This is a genomic window from Cellvibrio sp. KY-YJ-3 (assembly GCF_008806955.1).
Lineage (GTDB): Bacteria > Pseudomonadota > Gammaproteobacteria > Pseudomonadales > Cellvibrionaceae > Cellvibrio.
The window spans coordinates 2,507,045-2,524,300 of the sequence record NZ_CP031727.1; the positions used below are offsets into that span (position 1 = coordinate 2,507,045).

General features: G+C 49.9%; 17 protein-coding genes. 8 read left to right on the forward strand and 9 right to left on the reverse strand.

Annotated features, from left to right (window positions below; genetic code table 11):
* Window positions 1-51: 51 nt before the first annotated feature.
* The 4 genes from D0B88_RS10585 to D0B88_RS10600 form a co-directional block, all read right to left on the reverse strand.
* Window positions 52-1,536 carry a DUF5666 domain-containing protein gene (locus D0B88_RS10585; RefSeq protein WP_151057037.1) on the reverse strand — a complete coding sequence of 495 codons (1,485 nt, stop codon included), beginning with the start codon at window positions 1,534-1,536 and terminating at the stop codon, window positions 52-54.
* Entirely contained in the window at window positions 1,533-2,438 is a 906-nt protein-coding gene (locus D0B88_RS10590) for a DUF6502 family protein (protein WP_151057039.1), read from the reverse strand. The genes D0B88_RS10585 and D0B88_RS10590 overlap by 4 nt, the downstream gene beginning before the upstream one ends.
* A gap of 125 nt (window positions 2,439-2,563) precedes the next feature.
* Window positions 2,564-4,216, reverse strand: coding sequence for a DUF5666 domain-containing protein (locus tag D0B88_RS10595; RefSeq protein ID WP_151057041.1), 1,653 nt, complete (start codon window positions 4,214-4,216; stop codon window positions 2,564-2,566).
* A gap of 205 nt (window positions 4,217-4,421) precedes the next feature.
* Window positions 4,422-5,234 carry a glutaminyl-peptide cyclotransferase gene (locus D0B88_RS10600; protein ID WP_007642480.1) on the reverse strand — a complete coding sequence of 271 codons (813 nt, stop codon included), beginning with the start codon at window positions 5,232-5,234 and terminating at the stop codon, window positions 4,422-4,424.
* A 59-nt stretch (window positions 5,235-5,293) separates the two neighbouring features.
* Here D0B88_RS10600 and D0B88_RS10605 point away from each other — a divergent pair, with 59 nt between their 5' ends.
* Window positions 5,294-5,953 carry a DUF502 domain-containing protein gene (locus tag D0B88_RS10605; protein WP_007642479.1) on the forward strand — a complete coding sequence of 220 codons (660 nt, stop codon included), beginning with the start codon at window positions 5,294-5,296 and terminating at the stop codon, window positions 5,951-5,953.
* Window positions 5,954-6,085: 132 nt separating this feature from the next.
* Here D0B88_RS10605 and D0B88_RS10610 read toward each other — a convergent pair whose 3' ends face one another.
* From D0B88_RS10610 to trmL, 5 genes are all read right to left on the reverse strand, one after another.
* Entirely contained in the window at window positions 6,086-6,526 is a 441-nt protein-coding gene (locus tag D0B88_RS10610) for a late competence development ComFB family protein (RefSeq protein WP_151057043.1), read from the reverse strand.
* Window positions 6,527-6,615: 89 nt separating this feature from the next.
* Window positions 6,616-8,703 (reverse strand): FAD-dependent 5-carboxymethylaminomethyl-2-thiouridine(34) oxidoreductase MnmC, encoded by a 2,088-nt coding sequence (mnmC, locus tag D0B88_RS10615; RefSeq protein WP_151057045.1) that lies wholly within the window; start codon window positions 8,701-8,703, stop codon window positions 6,616-6,618.
* Entirely contained in the window at window positions 8,700-9,236 is a 537-nt protein-coding gene (gene fldB, locus D0B88_RS10620) for a flavodoxin FldB (protein ID WP_151057047.1), read from the reverse strand. The genes mnmC and fldB overlap by 4 nt, the downstream gene beginning before the upstream one ends.
* Before the next feature lie 46 nt (window positions 9,237-9,282).
* On the reverse strand, window positions 9,283-9,729 hold the full coding sequence (locus D0B88_RS10625; protein WP_007642474.1) for a flavodoxin domain-containing protein: 447 nt from the start codon (window positions 9,727-9,729) through the stop codon (window positions 9,283-9,285).
* A gap of 91 nt (window positions 9,730-9,820) precedes the next feature.
* On the reverse strand, window positions 9,821-10,285 hold the full coding sequence (gene trmL, locus D0B88_RS10630) for a tRNA (uridine(34)/cytosine(34)/5-carboxymethylaminomethyluridine(34)-2'-O)-methyltransferase TrmL (RefSeq protein ID WP_007642473.1): 465 nt from the start codon (window positions 10,283-10,285) through the stop codon (window positions 9,821-9,823).
* A gap of 237 nt (window positions 10,286-10,522) precedes the next feature.
* Here trmL and D0B88_RS10635 point away from each other — a divergent pair, with 237 nt between their 5' ends.
* The 7 genes from D0B88_RS10635 to D0B88_RS10665 are packed head-to-tail and all read left to right on the forward strand — an operon-like array spanning window position 10,523 to window position 17,241.
* The gene (locus D0B88_RS10635; protein WP_151057049.1) at window positions 10,523-11,476 is read left to right on the forward strand and encodes an MSHA biogenesis protein MshI; all 954 of its coding nucleotides are present in this window, start codon (window positions 10,523-10,525) and stop codon (window positions 11,474-11,476) included.
* 1 nt (window position 11,477) lies between these two features.
* Complete coding sequence (locus tag D0B88_RS10640; protein ID WP_151057052.1) at window positions 11,478-12,152, forward strand: MSHA biogenesis protein MshI; 675 nt, start codon at window positions 11,478-11,480, stop codon at window positions 12,150-12,152.
* Window positions 12,152-12,847, forward strand: a complete 696-nt coding sequence (locus tag D0B88_RS10645) for a hypothetical protein (RefSeq protein WP_007642467.1) — start codon at window positions 12,152-12,154, stop codon at window positions 12,845-12,847. The genes D0B88_RS10640 and D0B88_RS10645 overlap by 1 nt, the downstream gene beginning before the upstream one ends.
* Window positions 12,840-13,211: a hypothetical protein gene (locus tag D0B88_RS10650; RefSeq protein WP_151057054.1), complete on the forward strand. Its 372-nt coding sequence runs from the start codon at window positions 12,840-12,842 to the stop codon at window positions 13,209-13,211. Before D0B88_RS10645 ends, D0B88_RS10650 begins: the two co-directional genes overlap by 8 nt.
* A gap of 28 nt (window positions 13,212-13,239) precedes the next feature.
* A complete protein-coding gene (mshL, locus tag D0B88_RS10655) occupies window positions 13,240-15,036 on the forward strand; it encodes a pilus (MSHA type) biogenesis protein MshL (RefSeq protein ID WP_151057056.1) in 1,797 nt (598 codons plus the stop codon).
* Between the two features lie 34 nt (window positions 15,037-15,070).
* Entirely contained in the window at window positions 15,071-15,991 is a 921-nt protein-coding gene (locus D0B88_RS10660; RefSeq protein WP_151057058.1) for an ExeA family protein, read from the forward strand.
* On the forward strand, window positions 15,988-17,241 hold the full coding sequence (locus D0B88_RS10665) for a lipopolysaccharide assembly protein LapB (RefSeq protein ID WP_151057060.1): 1,254 nt from the start codon (window positions 15,988-15,990) through the stop codon (window positions 17,239-17,241). The genes D0B88_RS10660 and D0B88_RS10665 overlap by 4 nt, the downstream gene beginning before the upstream one ends.
* The last annotated feature ends 15 nt before the right edge of the window (window positions 17,242-17,256 follow it).

Below are 17,256 nucleotides of genomic sequence, written 5' to 3' on the forward strand. Positions count from 1 at the left end.
CCCGCACAGTGGCGGGCATAATTGGGTGAGGAAGCAAAGCTCTGTTACCTGCTAATCATCATCCCCTAAATCCTCATCTTCCAACTCGATTTGACTGGCGTAAAACTCGCCGTTGATTGTATTGCCGCGGACTTCAATTTGCTGGTTGAGGGCGATCAGGTAGAAAGCGGTTGGCGTGAGCGGCTCGCCGTCACCGCCGGTAATTTGTGTGTCTGCGGTGGTGTAAATTTTGCGGCCAAAGAGAATGAAATAATCCGCCCCTATACCGCTTATAACACCTTCAAATTCGCGCCCCTCATCGCCATCATCATCCAGGTCACGACGTTCAATTTTGGTGGCGATGAACCCATCGGCAGTGGAATAACCCGTAACCTCCACCAGGTCACCAAGGTTTAGGCTGGCCAGATTAAAACGGCGCACGTCCAATTGTTTATCTTCATAGCGGGTTTGTTTGTTGGTGCTGATGGCGATGCCGTCCACCTCGAGTAACCCGCTGATAATACCGTTGTTGTTGCCTATGCTGCTGCTCAGGTTGATAGCAGTGACGGTACCGTTAATTTTGTTGTTGCTGTCCTGCTCAAACTCCACGTCACTTGCCACCAACGCTCCGTTGCTATTTACCGTGCCTTCAACTTCTACCTTGGCGCCTAAACGCAGGTCACTGCGGGTGCCGTTTTCAAAGCGGGTTTGATTTGTGGTGGTGGCGCTTATGCCGTCCACATCAAAATCGGTGGCGGATGCAAAACGGGTAATAAAACCTTCTATATCGGCACTATCCAAATCCCGTGACAGGGTTTTGTTCAGGCCGATCACCAGGCTTGCCTTTAATTGGTTGTTGTTCATTACACCAATAACAGTAACCCGTGCGCCGTTGATAAAACGGTTGCCTTCCAAATTGATAAGTTGCGCACCGCTGTAATCCACACTGGTGCCGTTCAGGTTAAAACTAGTACCGGTCAAGTTGGCAATTTGCCCAGTGAGCTGCAGTGATTCGCTGCTGGATAACTCGATGCGGCTAGCGTTGATACTGCCATCGGCAGCCACGGCGCCGCTCACCAGAATGCGTTGCCCCAAGGTGAGGCCAGCGAGTGATGCGGGTTTAATGGCGGCATCAAACAGGGTGTTATTGGTGACCTGAATGGTTTTACCTAACACTACCAGGGTTTTAGCTGCCGGGTTGAACGCGGTAATTTCACCCACAATGCTGGGGATAAATTCAATTTTGTCGGCGCTGGTTTTGCCGTTACGGGTGGTGCCAGTCACGCTCACGCGATAGCCCACTCGCAGTTCACTTTCCGTTGCGCGCTGGCCATTAATCAGCACCTCGGCATTGTCTGATTCATATTTAACGCCGTTGACAATCACGCTGCCAAAACCGTCGATGGTGCCATTGGTATTGCTACTGGCAACCGGGGCGCCGCTACCGTCGATACCGGCGGTTTGTGAGCCGCCTGAACCACCGCAACTCGCCAAGAGTGCGGCAGTGAGCAGGGCAAAAAAGTGTCGGGGTATAAGTTGACGGGATACAAAAATCATTGCTGCTCTCCATCATCGTTTGCATCGCCTTCTGCTGGCGTTTCGGGTTCGATGAGATTGCTAAATAAATAAGCACCTACACCCAGGCGCCAGTGGGGCGCGTCGCTGGGTAGGTCAGTTTGTTCATGTTGGCTGAGCCAGGCGTCGATTCGCTCCAAAAAGGCTTGGCCTTCCTGTTCTACAAATTGCTGGAAATCGACGGCGGTATCCAGTGGCATACGGGTGTTACTGGCGCGCCGTTCAAAGCGCAGCGCCTGTTGCGCGCGCAGTGGGGCTGGCGCGCGCGCCGACAGTTTTTCAGTATTGGCTTTGTAAATATTGTGATGCAGGGTGCTGCCAATATCTTGCAATACGCTGCCCGCACGCAGCAGCGCACCAGGGTCAGATTGCGCAGGCACAAAATAGCGTTTGGTCGCAATCACCTTGTCATCGGCGAGGGTTTCGACCACGCCCACGCGTTTTAATTCTTTTAGCAATGCACTGGCGGGAAAGTCGCCACCATAGCGCCGCACCAACAGCGCAAAACTCTGTTCTTCTCCTTCTACCTGAAGCGCTTGCGGTTGGTTCTGCGAAGTACAAAAATCCGGGTCCTGGTGCCAGGCGGATAACAGGCGGGTGAGTCGGTCTTGGTGCTGTTGGCTCTGCTCACTTTGCGTGTTGGATTGCATGGCTTCTTTAATGCGTGCAACTTCTTTGCGATCTATGCCGGTGAGCATAGCGACACGGGAGAGGTTGGTATCGCGCCCGCGAATACCAAATTCGTCGGTGGCGACTTGCACATAAAGTTGTTTGCAGATTAACGCCAGGTCTTTGTGGGTCACACCGTTGCGCAGCAATATTCCAATAATCGGCTCCATGAGTTGCCGACAAGCGGATAGTGCTGTGTCTTTGGGTGTGGTCATAAAGTTTTCGCTGGTAATCGTTGGGAATAGGGCTGCGAAATCTACCAGAATTAAACGGAAAAAACCCCCTGCGCCGCAGGTGCAAACGCAGAGGGAAAGGTGTAGTCGTTACAACTCCAGGTTAATTACGCTGCGCTACTACTGCTTGCGCTACTGGTTGAATCGTCATCATCACTGGAACTGCTGCTTTCACTGCTAGCTTCTTCGCTGCTGGCAGAGCTACTGCTCTCGCTGCTAGTTTCTGCGCTGCTACTCTCACTGCTCTCACTGCTGCTGGAACTACTGTCATCATCGTCGTTGATGTCATCGTCTTCCACTTCGATTTTGATGGCGGTAGCCACACCGTTTTGTGTTAAGGCTCTTACTTCTACTTCCAGGCCCAGTGCTGCGGCAAGGAACAGGTCAAGGTTGGCAAAGCCTTCAATACGGGTGAGCGGTGAGACTTGAATCTCCTGGCCTTCTACAGTGATGGAATTGATACCTACGGCTTCAACTACGCCTTCAATTTCCAGCTTCCAATCGTCGTTGCCAAAAGCGTGTGGATTGTGGCGCTCAATACGGCTGGCGATATTACGTTCCGCTGTAGTCGCGGTAGCGGCAATGGTGTAACCACGCACGTGCAACGTGTCGCCAGTCATTAAGTCTTCAAGGTCAAAGAAGCGCACTTTTGAACGGCTGCGATCATTAAAGCTGGTGTCCTCATTGATCTCAAAGGTAATGCCGTTCACCACAATGCTGTTGGCGATCAGGTCAACAGATTCCAGCAAACCCTTGTTGCTGATTTTGGCGCGGTAATTCAGTTCAATTTCTTCTGCGACCAGATTTTGGTTTGCATCCAGTTGGCCTTCTACTTCTACCATTACACCGTCAACCAAATCCGCAGGAACACCATCGTCGAATTCGGTATTAGTATTGATGAGCACCAGAATGCCGTTAATAGTGAAACTGACACCGGGAATTAAATCGGCAACTGGCCCGCTCAGGGTGATTTCAATATTGTCGTCATCATCAAAATCATCGCTGCGTTTAAAGCCCAGGTGGCTAGGATGCAAATTGCCGCGGGCGATAAACAGGGTGCCGTCAAAGTCGCCCACTACCCGCAGTTTCAAACCGTCTTCCAAGACCGCACCGCGCAGTGCAGCGAGGGTTGCATTGCTGTAGTCCACCAGGGTGCCGTTGATCAAAAAGGTTTTGTTCACTGTATCCAATGCGCTGATTACACCGGACAGTTGGAATGCGTCGTCGTCATCTTCCCAATCAATACGCGTTGCCACCATCACTCCCTCGCTATTCAAGTAGCTGCTGACTTCGATAATGTCGCCCACTTTCAATTGGCTGGCAGTCATGTCGTCGTCATAAAAAGTGTCGGCGGTGAGCAGGATGGTTTGGCCAAGTGCTACCAAGACGCCGGCTTCCAGGTCGATGCTGGAAATTGGGCCAACCAGTTGGGTCTCGCCTTCAAGTTTGCTCGCTTTACCGCTTTTGCCATCGGCGTTGACTGTGCCGGTGATGCGCACTATTTGGCCTACTTTCAAGTCGGACTCAACCAGTGTTTTGCCATCCACATCGATATTGGCGCTGCCCACATCGTAGTGCACGCCGTTAACAATCACGCTGCCAAACCCGGTCACCATGCCTTGGGTAACTTCAGTTTTAGCCGCTGCAGGAGCGCTACTACTGCCGTTATTGGCGGCGGGTGTGCTGCTACCACCGCTGCCGCCACCGCAGGCAGCAAGCAATAAGCTGATCATCAGGGGGGAGAGTTTGGTGTATTTCATGGTCGTTACCTCGTTTATAGATGCCCGTTGACTCATTTAAATTCCATATTTGGTATATTATTTACCAATTATGGTTTTTGATGTGAGGTAAGTCAAACTTTTATAAATACAGCAGAATTTATCCAAGGCCCAAAATGACAACACCCACCGGGTTAGCGGCGGGTGTTGTGAGTTTTCAGTCTGGAGGGTTGCGAACTGGTGGTGCCTAATCAGTGCTGATGCGCACTAAGAACATTTTGGGCCAGAGTTTGCCGGTAATCCAAAACGCCTGCTGTTTGTCGTCCCAGGCGATACCGTTAAGCACTTGTTCGCCATTAGTTAGCTTGAGTGATTGTTTGAGGGATTGCAGGTTAATTTCGCCCACCACCTTGCCGCTGTCAGGGGCAATTTTCAGGATACGATCCTGATACCAGATGTTGGCCCAGATAAAGCCTTGGGCATATTCCAGTTCATTAAGCTGGTTCACCGGTTTGCCGTTATCAGTCACCTGCAGTTCCCGTGTTACCGCAAAGTCGCCGGGGTTGTGAAAAAAAAGCCGATCGCTGCCATCGCTGCGAATCAGTTGTTTTCCATCGCTCGCCAAGCCCCAGCCTTCTCCGTCATAGCCCAGTTGCTGTTCCAGTGCAAAACTGGTTTTGTTGTATACCAGCAGTGTTTGTTCCTGCCAGGTGAGCAGATAAAGTTTGTTGTCGAGCAGGGTTAAACCCTCGGCAAAATAGTGTGGTGGCAGTGCGAGTTTACGGGTGAAAGGCGCTGAAATTTTTGCCCAAGTGGTTGCCGGTTCTGCAATGGGGTAGGTGACCAACAGGGATTTGCCATAGAGGCCACTGCTTTCATAAAAGTGATCACCATCCACCAACAAGCCTTGGGTAAATAAGCTGGGCTTGTGGCTGCGCTCCCCAATCAATTCAAATTCAAGGGCAGGTGCTGCGTGGGCCAGCGGGGCACTTGTGGCAAGAAGGGTAGTCGCTATGGTCAGCAGGCTGGTGCACAATAGCGCGCAGAAAAATGATTTCACTCGGGTGTCCCGCTCGGTTTATTAGTTAGTCAAAAGTTTGTTTAAAAAGGGTTTCAATCATGAAGCGTTTGCGTTCGTTTGTCAGCATCACCCTTATTGGTGGTTTTATGGTGATTCTGCCGATTGCCATTTTTATTTGGCTGGTGGAGTGGCTGCTTGGAATTGTGCGCGAGATCATCAAACCCTTGAGCCATTGGCTTGTAGAGCAGACGGCTTTTACCAATTATGTGGCCGATGGTTTGGGCGTTTTATTGCTATTGAGCGGTTGTTTTTTGATTGGGTTGTTTATCAAAACCAACGTGGGTGGTTGGGTGCATGACTTGATTGATGAGTGGTTGACACGTCTGGCGCCGGGTTACAAAACCATTCGTGAAGTGGTGTCTCAGTTGCTGGGTGGGGAGGGAAATACCTCGCTGCTCAAAGGTGAGGTATGCCGCGCCTACATTATGGGGCGTGCGGCGGGGGTGTCGGTTACTGCGATTGTGACTGCCAAACATGCCAATGGCGACCTCACGGTTTACGCACCTACCGCGCCTATCCCCACATCGGGGTTTGTGTATCACCTCTCTGCTGAATGTGTAGATTTCTTGCCTCACGTGAGTGTGGAAGAGGCGATGCGCACAGTCATTGCCTGCGGTAGCGGCTCGCAGGTTATTTCAGAAATACCGGAAGGCACCGCAAAACTGGAATACTCAAAAAATGATAAAGGTCAAAAATAAGACCTAATACTGGCGAGGCCGCCTGTAGGTTGGAAAAGCGCAGCGCCTTCCGACACACAAAAATCTACTTTCATATTTGTGTCGGAAGGCGCTGCGCTTTTCCAACCTACGTAATCATATTGGCGATTGCGATCATGTCTTTTTCTTTGGTGTTTTAGGTTTGGTTGGTACTTTAGCGGGCTTAGTCGGTTTTTCGGTTTTAGTGGCAGCAGCTTTTTGGGGTTTATCACCACGGGTAGATATCAACGAAACCTCTACCGAAGGCAGTTTAATCTCTTCGCCGCGCTCGCGGCTTTCCACATAATGCAAAGCGTCGGTCACGGCCTGCGATACTTTATTGGCAATTTCCACCATGTCCTGCGGCGACATAAAAAAGGTCATGTCCACATCGTGACGAATGTAGCGCGGCGGCAAACGGTTGAGCGCTACGCAGGCGACATCGGCCAGAAAATCCCGGTCACCCTGTTGCACCCGCTCGCTCTGGTCGTGCACTTCCTGCACCACCAAACGCTCATAGTAGTTATGCAGAAAATCCACTTCATCAGCCAAAATATAGGGGCGGTTGGTCAGCATGGTTTTACCTCTCTGAATGTAATGTTAGAGAGTATAGACAGGGATTCGGTTGGCGCTCGTTCCCCCTCAGTTCTTTCTTTGGCAGTTCTTCAGCGATTTTTAATCAAGTCACGAATCAAAAACCGCGCGGGGTTGAGCGCGTTAGCTAACTCCCGTGGCAGGGGCAGCACTTCATTATTGATCTGTGCGGCAAGTAATTCGGCGCACAGTGGTGTGTAAGCCAAACCGCGTGAGCCGTGGCCGATATTGATAAATAAACTTTGGTGATAACAACCCGGCAAATGCACCGGTGCGCGGGCATTTTTGCGTAGCGGTGCAAACCGCTCTCTCATTGCTTGGTCGTCGGCAACCGGGCCGACTAGCGGTAAATAGTCCGGCACTGTACAGCGAAAGGCGACGCGGCCTTGCAATTCGTCCAGCGTCAGGTCCTGCCAGTCATCACACACATCTGCCAAAGGCACACGCAAATTATCCAGATTGGTTTGATGATCTACCGCACGCGGCACGCGTTCATCGTCATTCAAATTAAACGTCGCGCCAGTGCAGTGCATGCCCTGTTCTGCCGGGGCGATATAACCCTCGCTACAAATCACGGTTTTTAACGCTTGGCTTTTTTTGCCCTGTGGCAAATAAGTTACTTGCCCGCGAATGGCTTTAAGCGGCAGGGCGCTGGTGTAGGAAAATTGTTTTGCATCGCGCGCGTTGGCGATAACGGCAACTGGCGCCTGAGCGATAAGTTCACCCTGTGCATCGCGTGCCTGCCACAAGTTCTCACCGCGCGTGAGATCCATCGCCTCCGACTGATTAAGGATGCGAATCGCCGGGTGATCCACCAAACTCTCACACAAGCGGCGTGGGTTAATCCAACCAGCCTGCGGAAAATATAAGCCTGCATGTTGCAGTGGCACACCCGCAATCACACTGGCTTGTTCTGCGCCAACAAACTCAGCCAATGGACTTGCTTGCGCAAATCGCTCGCGCAGTTGGTGCTGCAATTGTTGCTCAGCTTCACTGTGCGCTAATTGCAAGACTCCACACTGCGCGCCGATTTGTGTCCAGCGCGGTTGATAAAACCCCAGCGCAAATTGCAGCGCACTCAAGTTAAATTCTGCCTGCGTTTCTTGCTTGTGCGACAGCTTGGCGTACAGCACACCTTGCGGATTGCCCGACGCCTCCTGTGCGAGTTGTGCATGACGTTCGATAAGCGCCACCTGCCAGCCGCGCTCTGCCAAGGCGCGCGCGCTGGTGCAACCGGCCAAACCGCCGCCAATAATCAGCGCGGTTTTTGGCGAAGGTGTTTGTTCTTCGGTGATAGCCTCGGGGATAGTTTTGGAGATGCTTTCGGTGAGAGTCTCGACGATAGTCCAGGGCACGGGGAATGGCGAATAACTGCGTGCCAAGGCCAAGTCAGATACCGGCAGCACAAATGGCTCGTGTTGTATCGCCTTAACCATTTCGCGTTTGCGCCCAAAACCGGGCACTTTTTGAATGGAAAATCCGGCGAGTTTTAGCCCTTGTTTCACAATGCCTGCCGCACTAAACGTGGCGGCGGTAGTGCCGGGTTTACTCAATTGCCCTATGGCGGTAAATAATCCATCGCTCCACATTTGCGGATTTTTGGAGGGCGCAAAACCATCCAGAAACCAGGCATCTATTTTTGCGCAGCGATTGGCAAACAATGGGTGGCTGGTGGCGAGTAACTGCTGAAAACCCACGGCGGCATCGTTAATGATCAGTGAGAGGGTGATACGACCGTCCATAAAACGCAGGCGATGTATACCTGTGCCAACAAATACCGGATAGGCCGCGAGTAGTTGCGTGGATAATTCCGTCAGTTCTGGCCACAAACTTAGCGCGCGCTGCAAATCGGGTTTGGCTAGGGGGAACTTTTCCACCGTCACAAAATGCAATTGCGCCGTGGTGGGCGCAGTTTGCAACCACAATTCCCATGCGGCTAAAAAATTTAATCCGGAACCAAAACCGGTTTCAGCGATGGTGAAGTGATCGCCTGCCGTTAATTGCTGCCAGCGCGCAGTCAGTTGATTGTGGTGCAGAAAAACATGGCGGGTTTCTTCCAAGCCGTTAGCGCGGGAGAAATACACATCGCCAAACGCGCTCGATAGCGGTTGGCCTTCTTCATCCCATTCCAGTTGGGCGTGATGAATGGTGTCGGTCACAGGCCGAACTCGCGCAACACTTGTTCACACCACTGTTGGATGCGCTGTTCGCTCAAGTTAAATTCGTTTTCTTCATCCAATGCTAAACCGACAAAATATTCACCGTCGGGTGTAAGCGCTTTGGAACCTTCAAATTCATAACCAGCGCGCGGCCAATAGCCGCAGGGCGTTGCACCGCGATGTACCAGCTTGCTGTGCAAATAACCCATGGCGTCCAAAAACCATTCGGGGTAGCCGACTTGATCGCCCAAGCCATAAATGGCGATTTTTTTGCCGCTGAAATCCAGCTCGTCCAACTCGTCCCAAATTTCTTCCCAGTGCTCCTGTAGTTCGCCGTAGTCCCAGGTGGGAATACCAAAAATCAGGTAATTGTAAAACTGGGTTTGAACAATGGGGGTGTCGGCGATATTAAAAAAATCCACGCATTCTTCGCCCTGCATCTGGTGAAGCGCTTTGCGGATTTTTTCGCCCGCCATTTCGGTGTAGCAGGTGGAGCTGCCATAAAACAGGCCGATGGTGTTGGTATCGCTCATAACACGGTCTTTAATAAAGAGGGTTTTAATCAAAAACTGAAAGTTGTTAAATCAGTGTGGCCCAATGTTTTACCCAGGTGCGGGCTTCGGTCGCTGCGTCATCGCCACTGCTGGCATCCAATACCAGTGGCTCACCAATAGGCTGCGCGCCTAAATCTTCAAACGCGGCCGCGAGCATTACACCGGCTTCATTAAAGGTGGTGTAACTGCTATCCCCCAGGTTGATAACACCAAAACGGCGACCGCTAATACGCGGGTAATCGCGGGTCAGATGCAAATACAGTGGTTGGATATTGTCGGGCAGTTCCCCGGAGCCGGTATTGGAGTGGCACAGCAGGATAATTTCGTTTGCGTCGCGCGCTAAATCCTCGGCGCGCGCATAGGTATTGAGTGTGACCTCGTGGCCGAGTGAACGCAGCTCCTCGCCCACCAGTTCAGCCACTTCTTCGGCGCCGCCATACACACTGCCAATAAAAATCTGGATCTTGCTCATTAATTCCTCACTATGGCTTGCCTTTTCTGGCTCGCTTTTTTTATTTCGCTCTCTTTGTTTGGCTCTTTATGCTTCAAAAAAACAACGAATTTTACAGCGCGCCAGCATACCCCAACTGGCGCCAGGCTTCATAAACCATTACGGCCACTGCGTTGGATAAGTTCATGCTTCTACTATTAGCTGCCATAGGGATGCGCAGGACCTGATCAGCCGGTAGTGATTCGCGAATAGCGGCGGGTAAGCCACGGGTTTCCGGGCCGAACAATAAATAATCGCCCGATTGAAATTGCGCGTCGCTGTGGCAGCGCGTGCCTTTGGTGCTCAGGGCAAAAATCCGTGCAGGGTTTTCCTGTGCGAGAAAATCCTCCCAGCTTTTGTGAAGCCGCACATCCTGAGTTTCTGCGTAATCCATACCGGCGCGCACCACGCTTTTTTCGTCCAACTTGAACCCTAAAGGTTCAATCAGGTGCAGTTGGCAGCCCGTATTGGCCGCCAAGCGAATGATGTTGCCGGTATTGGGGGGTATCTCTGGCTCAAATAGAACTATGTGCAGCATTTGGCGTTTTTTACCTTTATAGTCTATGTTCTTTGTTAAACGTTATGTTTCTGGCGCTAATTATAAACAAGAGTTATTAGCTGCCACCTCGATTTTTCGTTTTTGCATCTGTACCCGGTTGAATAGTGTGTTGAATAGCACTTTGAACAGTGTGGTTTCAAAAGGATTTTTTAGCATCAGTTGGCTAGCGTTTTAGATAGGCTAGCGTGATAAAAATCTGGCATCGAGAACTCCGATTTGAAGTCGATTGTTGAAAAAATAAACAGGCTGTTGCCTGGCTCCAACCGCGTTAACCAAACGATTGGTGTTGAATTTTGCACCGATGGTGTCGCTTTTGCACAGATTCAACGTCATCCATCCCAGCAACCCTTGTTAATTAATTGTGAATTTATCCCTGCCGAACCCGGTCTGGAATTGGCGGAGCTGCTGCGTGCGCGGTTGTTGAAGCTTGGTGTGCAAACTGTGCCGGTCAATGTGGTGATGAGTGCGGGCAGTTATCAATTAATTTTGGGGGAAGCCCCCAAAGTGCCGGCAGATGAATTGGCCGAGGCGTTGCGCTGGCGGGTAAAAGATTTGGTGCAGTTCCCCATCGCCGAGGCGATAGTGGATGGTTTTTTTCTGCCCGAGGATAGCGCTCGTGGCACCAGCCGTATGGCCTACGCCGTAGTGGCTCAACGTAAGGTTATTGAACAGCAAGTGGCCAACGCCAATGCGGCGGGGTTGAGTTTAAAAAATATAGATATTCCCGAGCTGGTATTGCGCAATATTGCTGAGACTTGTTGCGACACCAAACGCGGTATCGCTTTGGTAAAACTGCAGCAGGGCGGTGGTAGTTTGCATATTTTCCGCGATGGTAATTTGTATCTGTCGCGCCAGTTTTCACTCTCCTACAACGCTGGTTTGTTAGATGACTTACCGGCAGAGGCTCTTGTATTAGAGTTGCAACGCTCATTGGATTATTTTGAGCGGCAGATGCGCCAAGTGCCGCCCAGCCATATTTATCTTTGTGGTGAAAATGTCACTGCCGACAAACTCACCCCGGCGATTCAAAATGCCATGGCGGTTTCAATTCACTTGTTGGACTTGGCCAATGGTTTACAAATCGCGGATAACATTGCTGAACATAATCTCGCGCTGTGTTTACCGGCGATTGGCGCAGCCTTGCGCCAGGATCAAGTAGGGCAGGGCTGATATGCAACAAATCAATTTATACCTACCCGAGTTCCAACCCAATCGCGAACCCATGCGCAGCATACATATGTTGTGGGGTTTGCTTGTGTTTGTGGTTTTATTGGTACTTTTCAGCCTGTTCACGGTTAATACAAATAGTGAACGCGCGCGGGCCTTGGAAAATAATCGCCAACAACTTGAGCAGCGTAAACAGCAGTTACTGCAATTGGAACAGCAGCGTCCGTCGCAAAATCTGGCAGAGTTGGATGCCGAAATTCTTCGGCTACAAGAGGAACTGCAGCGACGCGAACAAATTTTAGGCATTATCGCCAATAAAAAATTGGGCAATAACACAGGATACTCCGGTCACTTATATGCCTTGGGTAATCAATCACTGGATACCATCAGTTTGCAGGCTTTTTCACTGCAGCAAGGTGGTAGCTATGTAGAGTTTGCCGGGCAAACCCACGCAGCAGACCAGGTTCCTCTCTATATTCAGCGTTTGCGTACCCAGGCCGTTTTTGCGGAATCTGCCTTTGGTGTATTACAGATCAAACCTGCTCCCGGAGGTGTGTTTGATTTCTCTCTGGCTAAAGACGATCCGCGCAATAGCGCTGTTGCGGAAAAAACAGCCGTACAAATGTTGCTGGAAGTAAATGAAAAAGCAGCGGCTTCCGCTGCGAGAGGGCAAAACTAATGCCAGCTGCACTGCAAAAAATCATGGAACAAATTGATGGCCGTGTGATTCGCGAGCGGGTATTAATTTTTCTCACCTTACTTGCCGTTGTTTTTTTATTGTGGCAATTACTGTTGCAATCGCAGATCGATAAAACAACCAAAGCGTTGGATGCCGAGCACGCAAAAATCAGTAAAGAACAACAAGAGCTGGAAACTAAAATTGCCACTCTCACCTTAGCCATGGCGACTGATCCTGCCATTACCAAACGCAAAGCTATCGAAAATTTACAGGGGAATATCGCGCAAGTGGAAGCACAGCTTTCGGGGTTATCGCAAGGTTTGATCGGCGCCGAACTGCTACCAAAAGTGTTGCAAGACGTACTGGCGCGTACGGCAACTATTCAACTTCTTGCGGTGCGCACTTTACCTGCACGTGAATTGCAATTGGCGACCCCCATTGTTACTGCACCCGCAAATACTACCGCTACAGGTGCGACACCAGCACCAAGTGGCACGGGTGTTTATAAGCACAGCGTATTTATTCGTGTATCCGGCAGCTATGCAGAGTTGCTAAAACTCTTGCGCGATATTGAAGCCTTGCAATGGAAGTTTTATTGGGAGTCGTTGGACTACACCGTAAAAAACTACCCTAATGCTGAAATTGACATTCAGGTATTTACCCTGAGTTCAGAGGAGGGTTTGTTCGGTGTATAAATCTTTTCTCTTACTATTAAGTATTTTCAACGCTGTTTTTTTTCTCGCGCCTGCATCTTTTGCGCAAACACCGGCTGTCGATGCAGCAAATGCCAGCGACATGGTTCGCGATCCAACCACACCCTTGGGGTATGCCGTCGCGCCTGGTATTGCCGCCACTACGAACTACACCTTGAGTTCGGTGTTGATCAGCGCCCAACGTAAACATGCCGTTATTAATGGCGCAACCCTGCGTGAAGGACAAGTTGTTCCTGGTTCAGATGGGGTAATAGTAAAACGTATTTCGCCGCAAACCGTGGTGTTGCAACAGCACACAAAAACCTGGGCATTACGACTCTCACCCAGTGTTGTGATAAGACATTAATCGATTTAAAAATATTTGAGGCCGTGACATGTTCACCCACCCTAAAACGCCCAAGCGCTTATTCCAGTGCTCGCTCTTATCCCTGGCGATAATCTTGTCGGCTTGTAGTACCAATAAAAATACGGATAAACGCCTGCTGGGTGAGGACGTACTCGACCAAACAGTTTCTCAGCAAGCGGCGCGCACTAATCAGCCCAATAATGTACCTGCCGAAGTTAACAAAGCTTTATTGGATAATCAGTCGCTTAGTGCGCCGAGTGCAAAAGGTAGCTACGACCGTTTTGATGTATCGGTGAGTAATGTTGCGGCGAGGGATTTTTTCCTGGGGCTGGTAAATGGCACCGGGGTGAATGTGGTGGTGCACCCCGAAGTCACTGGCAGCGTAACCCTGGATCTAAAAAATGTCACGGTGGATGATGTGCTCCGCGTGACTCGCGATATTTATGGTTACGAATACCGCAAAGATCGTGGCATTTACACTATTTATGCCAATGCACTGCGCACCGAAGTATTTCAAATAAATTATTTGGATGTGCAGCGGGTAGGTGTTTCCGATACCAGTGTGATGATTGGCCGCGCGCAAACCTCCGGCAACAACAATTCCAATAACTCTGGCGGTAATTCTGGAGGTTCAAACGATACCGCTAACTTGTTGGGCATGATTGAAAGTGCGCAACAGCAGCGCAGTAATCGCAACTCGTCTGGCCTTACACCGGGTTCCCGTGTGCAAACGATGAACCGCACGGATTTTTGGGCATCGCTGGAAAAAACGGTGACCTCTATTATTGGTGGTGAAACTGAAAGCCGACAAGTTATGGTTACACCGCAAGCGGGCATGGTGGTTGTTACCGCTATGCCGCACGAGCTTAGCGCCGTGCGTGATTTTCTGGAGCGCTCGGAACTCAGTGTTAAACGCCAGGTAATTTTGGAAGCAAAAATTATCGAGGTGCGTTTGAGTGAAGGCTTTGAAGCAGGGGTGAACTGGGGGGCAATTAGTGGGCAGATTACTGCTGCAAAAAACCTTCAGGATGGGTTTGATTTAAATACGGATGGCTCTACAGAAGTTGGTGAATTTAGGGAGTTAATCAGAAACAATATTTATACTGACTCAGACGGAAATCTACAAAATCTTGAAGTGCCAGTACGCGAGCGAGTAGGGGGAACTATTGCTGGTCTTATTCAAGTGGGGGATATCACAAAATTACTTTCATTACTTGAAACCCAAGGCACAGTCCAAGTGCTTTCCAGTCCGCGTGTATCGACTGTGAATAACCAAAAAGCCATGATTCGCGTTGGGTCGGATGAGTATTTTGTAACTGGTATTTCTAACAACCAAACTTCTAATGCAGCAACTACTACCTCTACCCCGAGTATTGAGCTGTCCTCTTTTTTTAGTGGTATTTCTTTGGATGTAACGCCACAAATTTCTGAGCGTGGTGAAGTTATTTTGCATATACATCCCGTAGTCAGCGAAGTTACTGATCAACAAAAAGTTTTTACCGTTGGTAATGAGCAATTTTCATTACCGCTGGCACTGCGTGGTGTACGTGAATCAGACAGTATCGTGAAAGCTGCTAATGGTCAGGTGATTGTATTGGGCGGGTTGATGACTGAGTCCACTAACAATGTGGATGGCAAGCGCCCGCTGCTGGGGGATATCCCCGTGCTCAATGCATTATTCAAAACTAAAAACAAAGCCAAAAGTAAAACCGAGCTGGTAATCCTGTTACGCCCGATTGTGGTGGATGACAAAACCTGGGATGAACAGCTAACTGACGCGCAAAATTCCATGCGCACTATGGGCGATACCTACAGAGGCCAGTAGTAGTTAACAGATCTACCAGGCAACGAGGTTTTACATGTACCGTCAACATTTTGGGTTACGTGAGCATCCGTTTTCGCTCACGCCAGATACCCAATTTTATTTTAATAACCAGAGCCATCGCGAGGTGTTGAGCACTCTTTTGCTTGCGCTGCGCCATAGCGAGGGGTTTATTAAAATTGTGGGTGAGGTTGGCACCGGTAAAACATTGCTCAGCAGAAAATTATTGGCCAGTTTGGGCGATACCTTTATCACTGCGTATATTCCCAATCCTTACCTCACGCCCGATGAATTAAAGTGGTTTCTCGCGGAAGAAATTGGCATTGCCTATTCACCGGATGTCCCTTCTTATCAATTGCTCAAGGATATCAATTTACGTTTGGTGGAATTGGCGCAACAAAAACGGCAGGTGGTATTGGTGGTGGATGAAGCGCAGGCCATGCCACGCGAAACCATCGAAGCGTTGCGTTTGTTAACCAATCTGGAAACGGAAAAAAGTAAGCTGTTGCAAGTGGTGCTGTTTGGTCAACCCGAATTAGATGAGCTATTGGATCGTCCGGATTTGCGCCAGTTAAAACAGCGCATTGTATTTTCTGAATATTTACAAACTATTCCCCAAAAAAGTTTGCCGGATTATCTGGCCTATCGCCTTGCATCCGCAGGCTATAGTCGCGCCTCGCTGTTTTCTAACAGTGCGATCAAATTGTTATACAAAGCATCCGGCGGCGTGCCGCGGTTAATCAATGTTATCGCGCACAAAGCCATGTTGGCTGCTTATGGTCAAGCGGCGGAGCGGGTGAATCGCCAACATATGGTGCGAGCCATTATGGATACCGCCGAAAGCCGCCGTTTTGGACGCTGGTTAGCGCGGCGCGATTATTGGTTGTGGCCAATGCTGGCGGCCGGTGCCGCCGCGGCAATTGCCTTGGCTCCGGGCGTATTGGGCGGTGCAACATGAGTTTGTTAAACGACATGTTGCGCGACCTCTCGCAAGATGTTGCGCGCCCATCATCGCAAAACCTTGAACATAATCTTGCTGCGCATTCTCATGCTCAAGAGGAGCAACGCGAATTATTTTACCAATCCAGCGCTGCCAAACCACTACCACGCAGTCTGCTGCCGAGCGTGGTTGTATTTGTGGTGGTATTGCTTGGTATTTTTGGATGGCGATATTTTTCTGATGAAAAACCGACCGTCTCTACTACCACCGAAATGGTGAGTGTTCCTGAACAAGTTCAGCCTGAAAAAATTGACGCTTTGCCAGAAAATACCGACGCAGCGGCGACAATAATTGCATCGCCCGAGTTGGATGAGCGTTTGGCCGCATTGGAGTCTGCGGTAACTACGCTAACCAATGTGCTGACCAGTTCAGAACAGACCACTGTAGAACAGACCAATGTAGAACAAAAAAAAGAGGTGGGATCCTTACAGTCTGATTCGTCGATGAAAAGTGTCGTCGCTGAAGTTGCTTCTGTTGAAAAGCCATTGGATGAAAAAGCAGCCGATCAAAAATCAATTGATCAAGAGTCAGGAGCGGAAACGGCTGAGTCAGTCAGTATTAATGAGCCATTTGCCGTTATTACAGAGAACAATACACCGAGCGAGCCACAGGGTGATCCATCGTTGTTTATTGCGCCTAATCCTGCTTGGAAGGATCAGCAATTAGCGATGCAGGCCCGTGAATTATTTCAGGCAGGGCAGGAGGAACAAAGCATTGCCCGCCTACAGGATTTTATTGCCAGTCACCCGGCGGCGCAGGAATCGACCCGCTTGCTATTGGATATTTTTTGCGAACAAGAAAATAATACTGCGGTGCAGCAAGTATTAACCCAATCCAGTTTTTTAGCCGTGGCAACAAAAAACTATTACGCAGCAAAAATCAGGTTAATAGAGGGCAATCTCGAAGAAGCTGTTGCACTTCTCGAAGCGACATTAGTGGAAGCGGAAAATGATGAAAATTATCGCGCATTGCTGGCGGGTTTGTATCAGCGTAGTGGTATGAATCAGGAAGCGGCGAGTCATTACCGGCGCCTGCTCAGTGTGTTTGGTGAAAAACCCGCTTATTGGCTGGGGTTTGCATTGGCACAGGATGCACTCAATCAATCGCAGTTGGCTTTACAAGCCTACCAACGTGTCAATCAATATTCCGATTTGCAACCACAAGTGCGCCAGTATGTGGAGCAGCGCTTAGTGGCATTACAGCAGTGAAATGGATTAACCAGT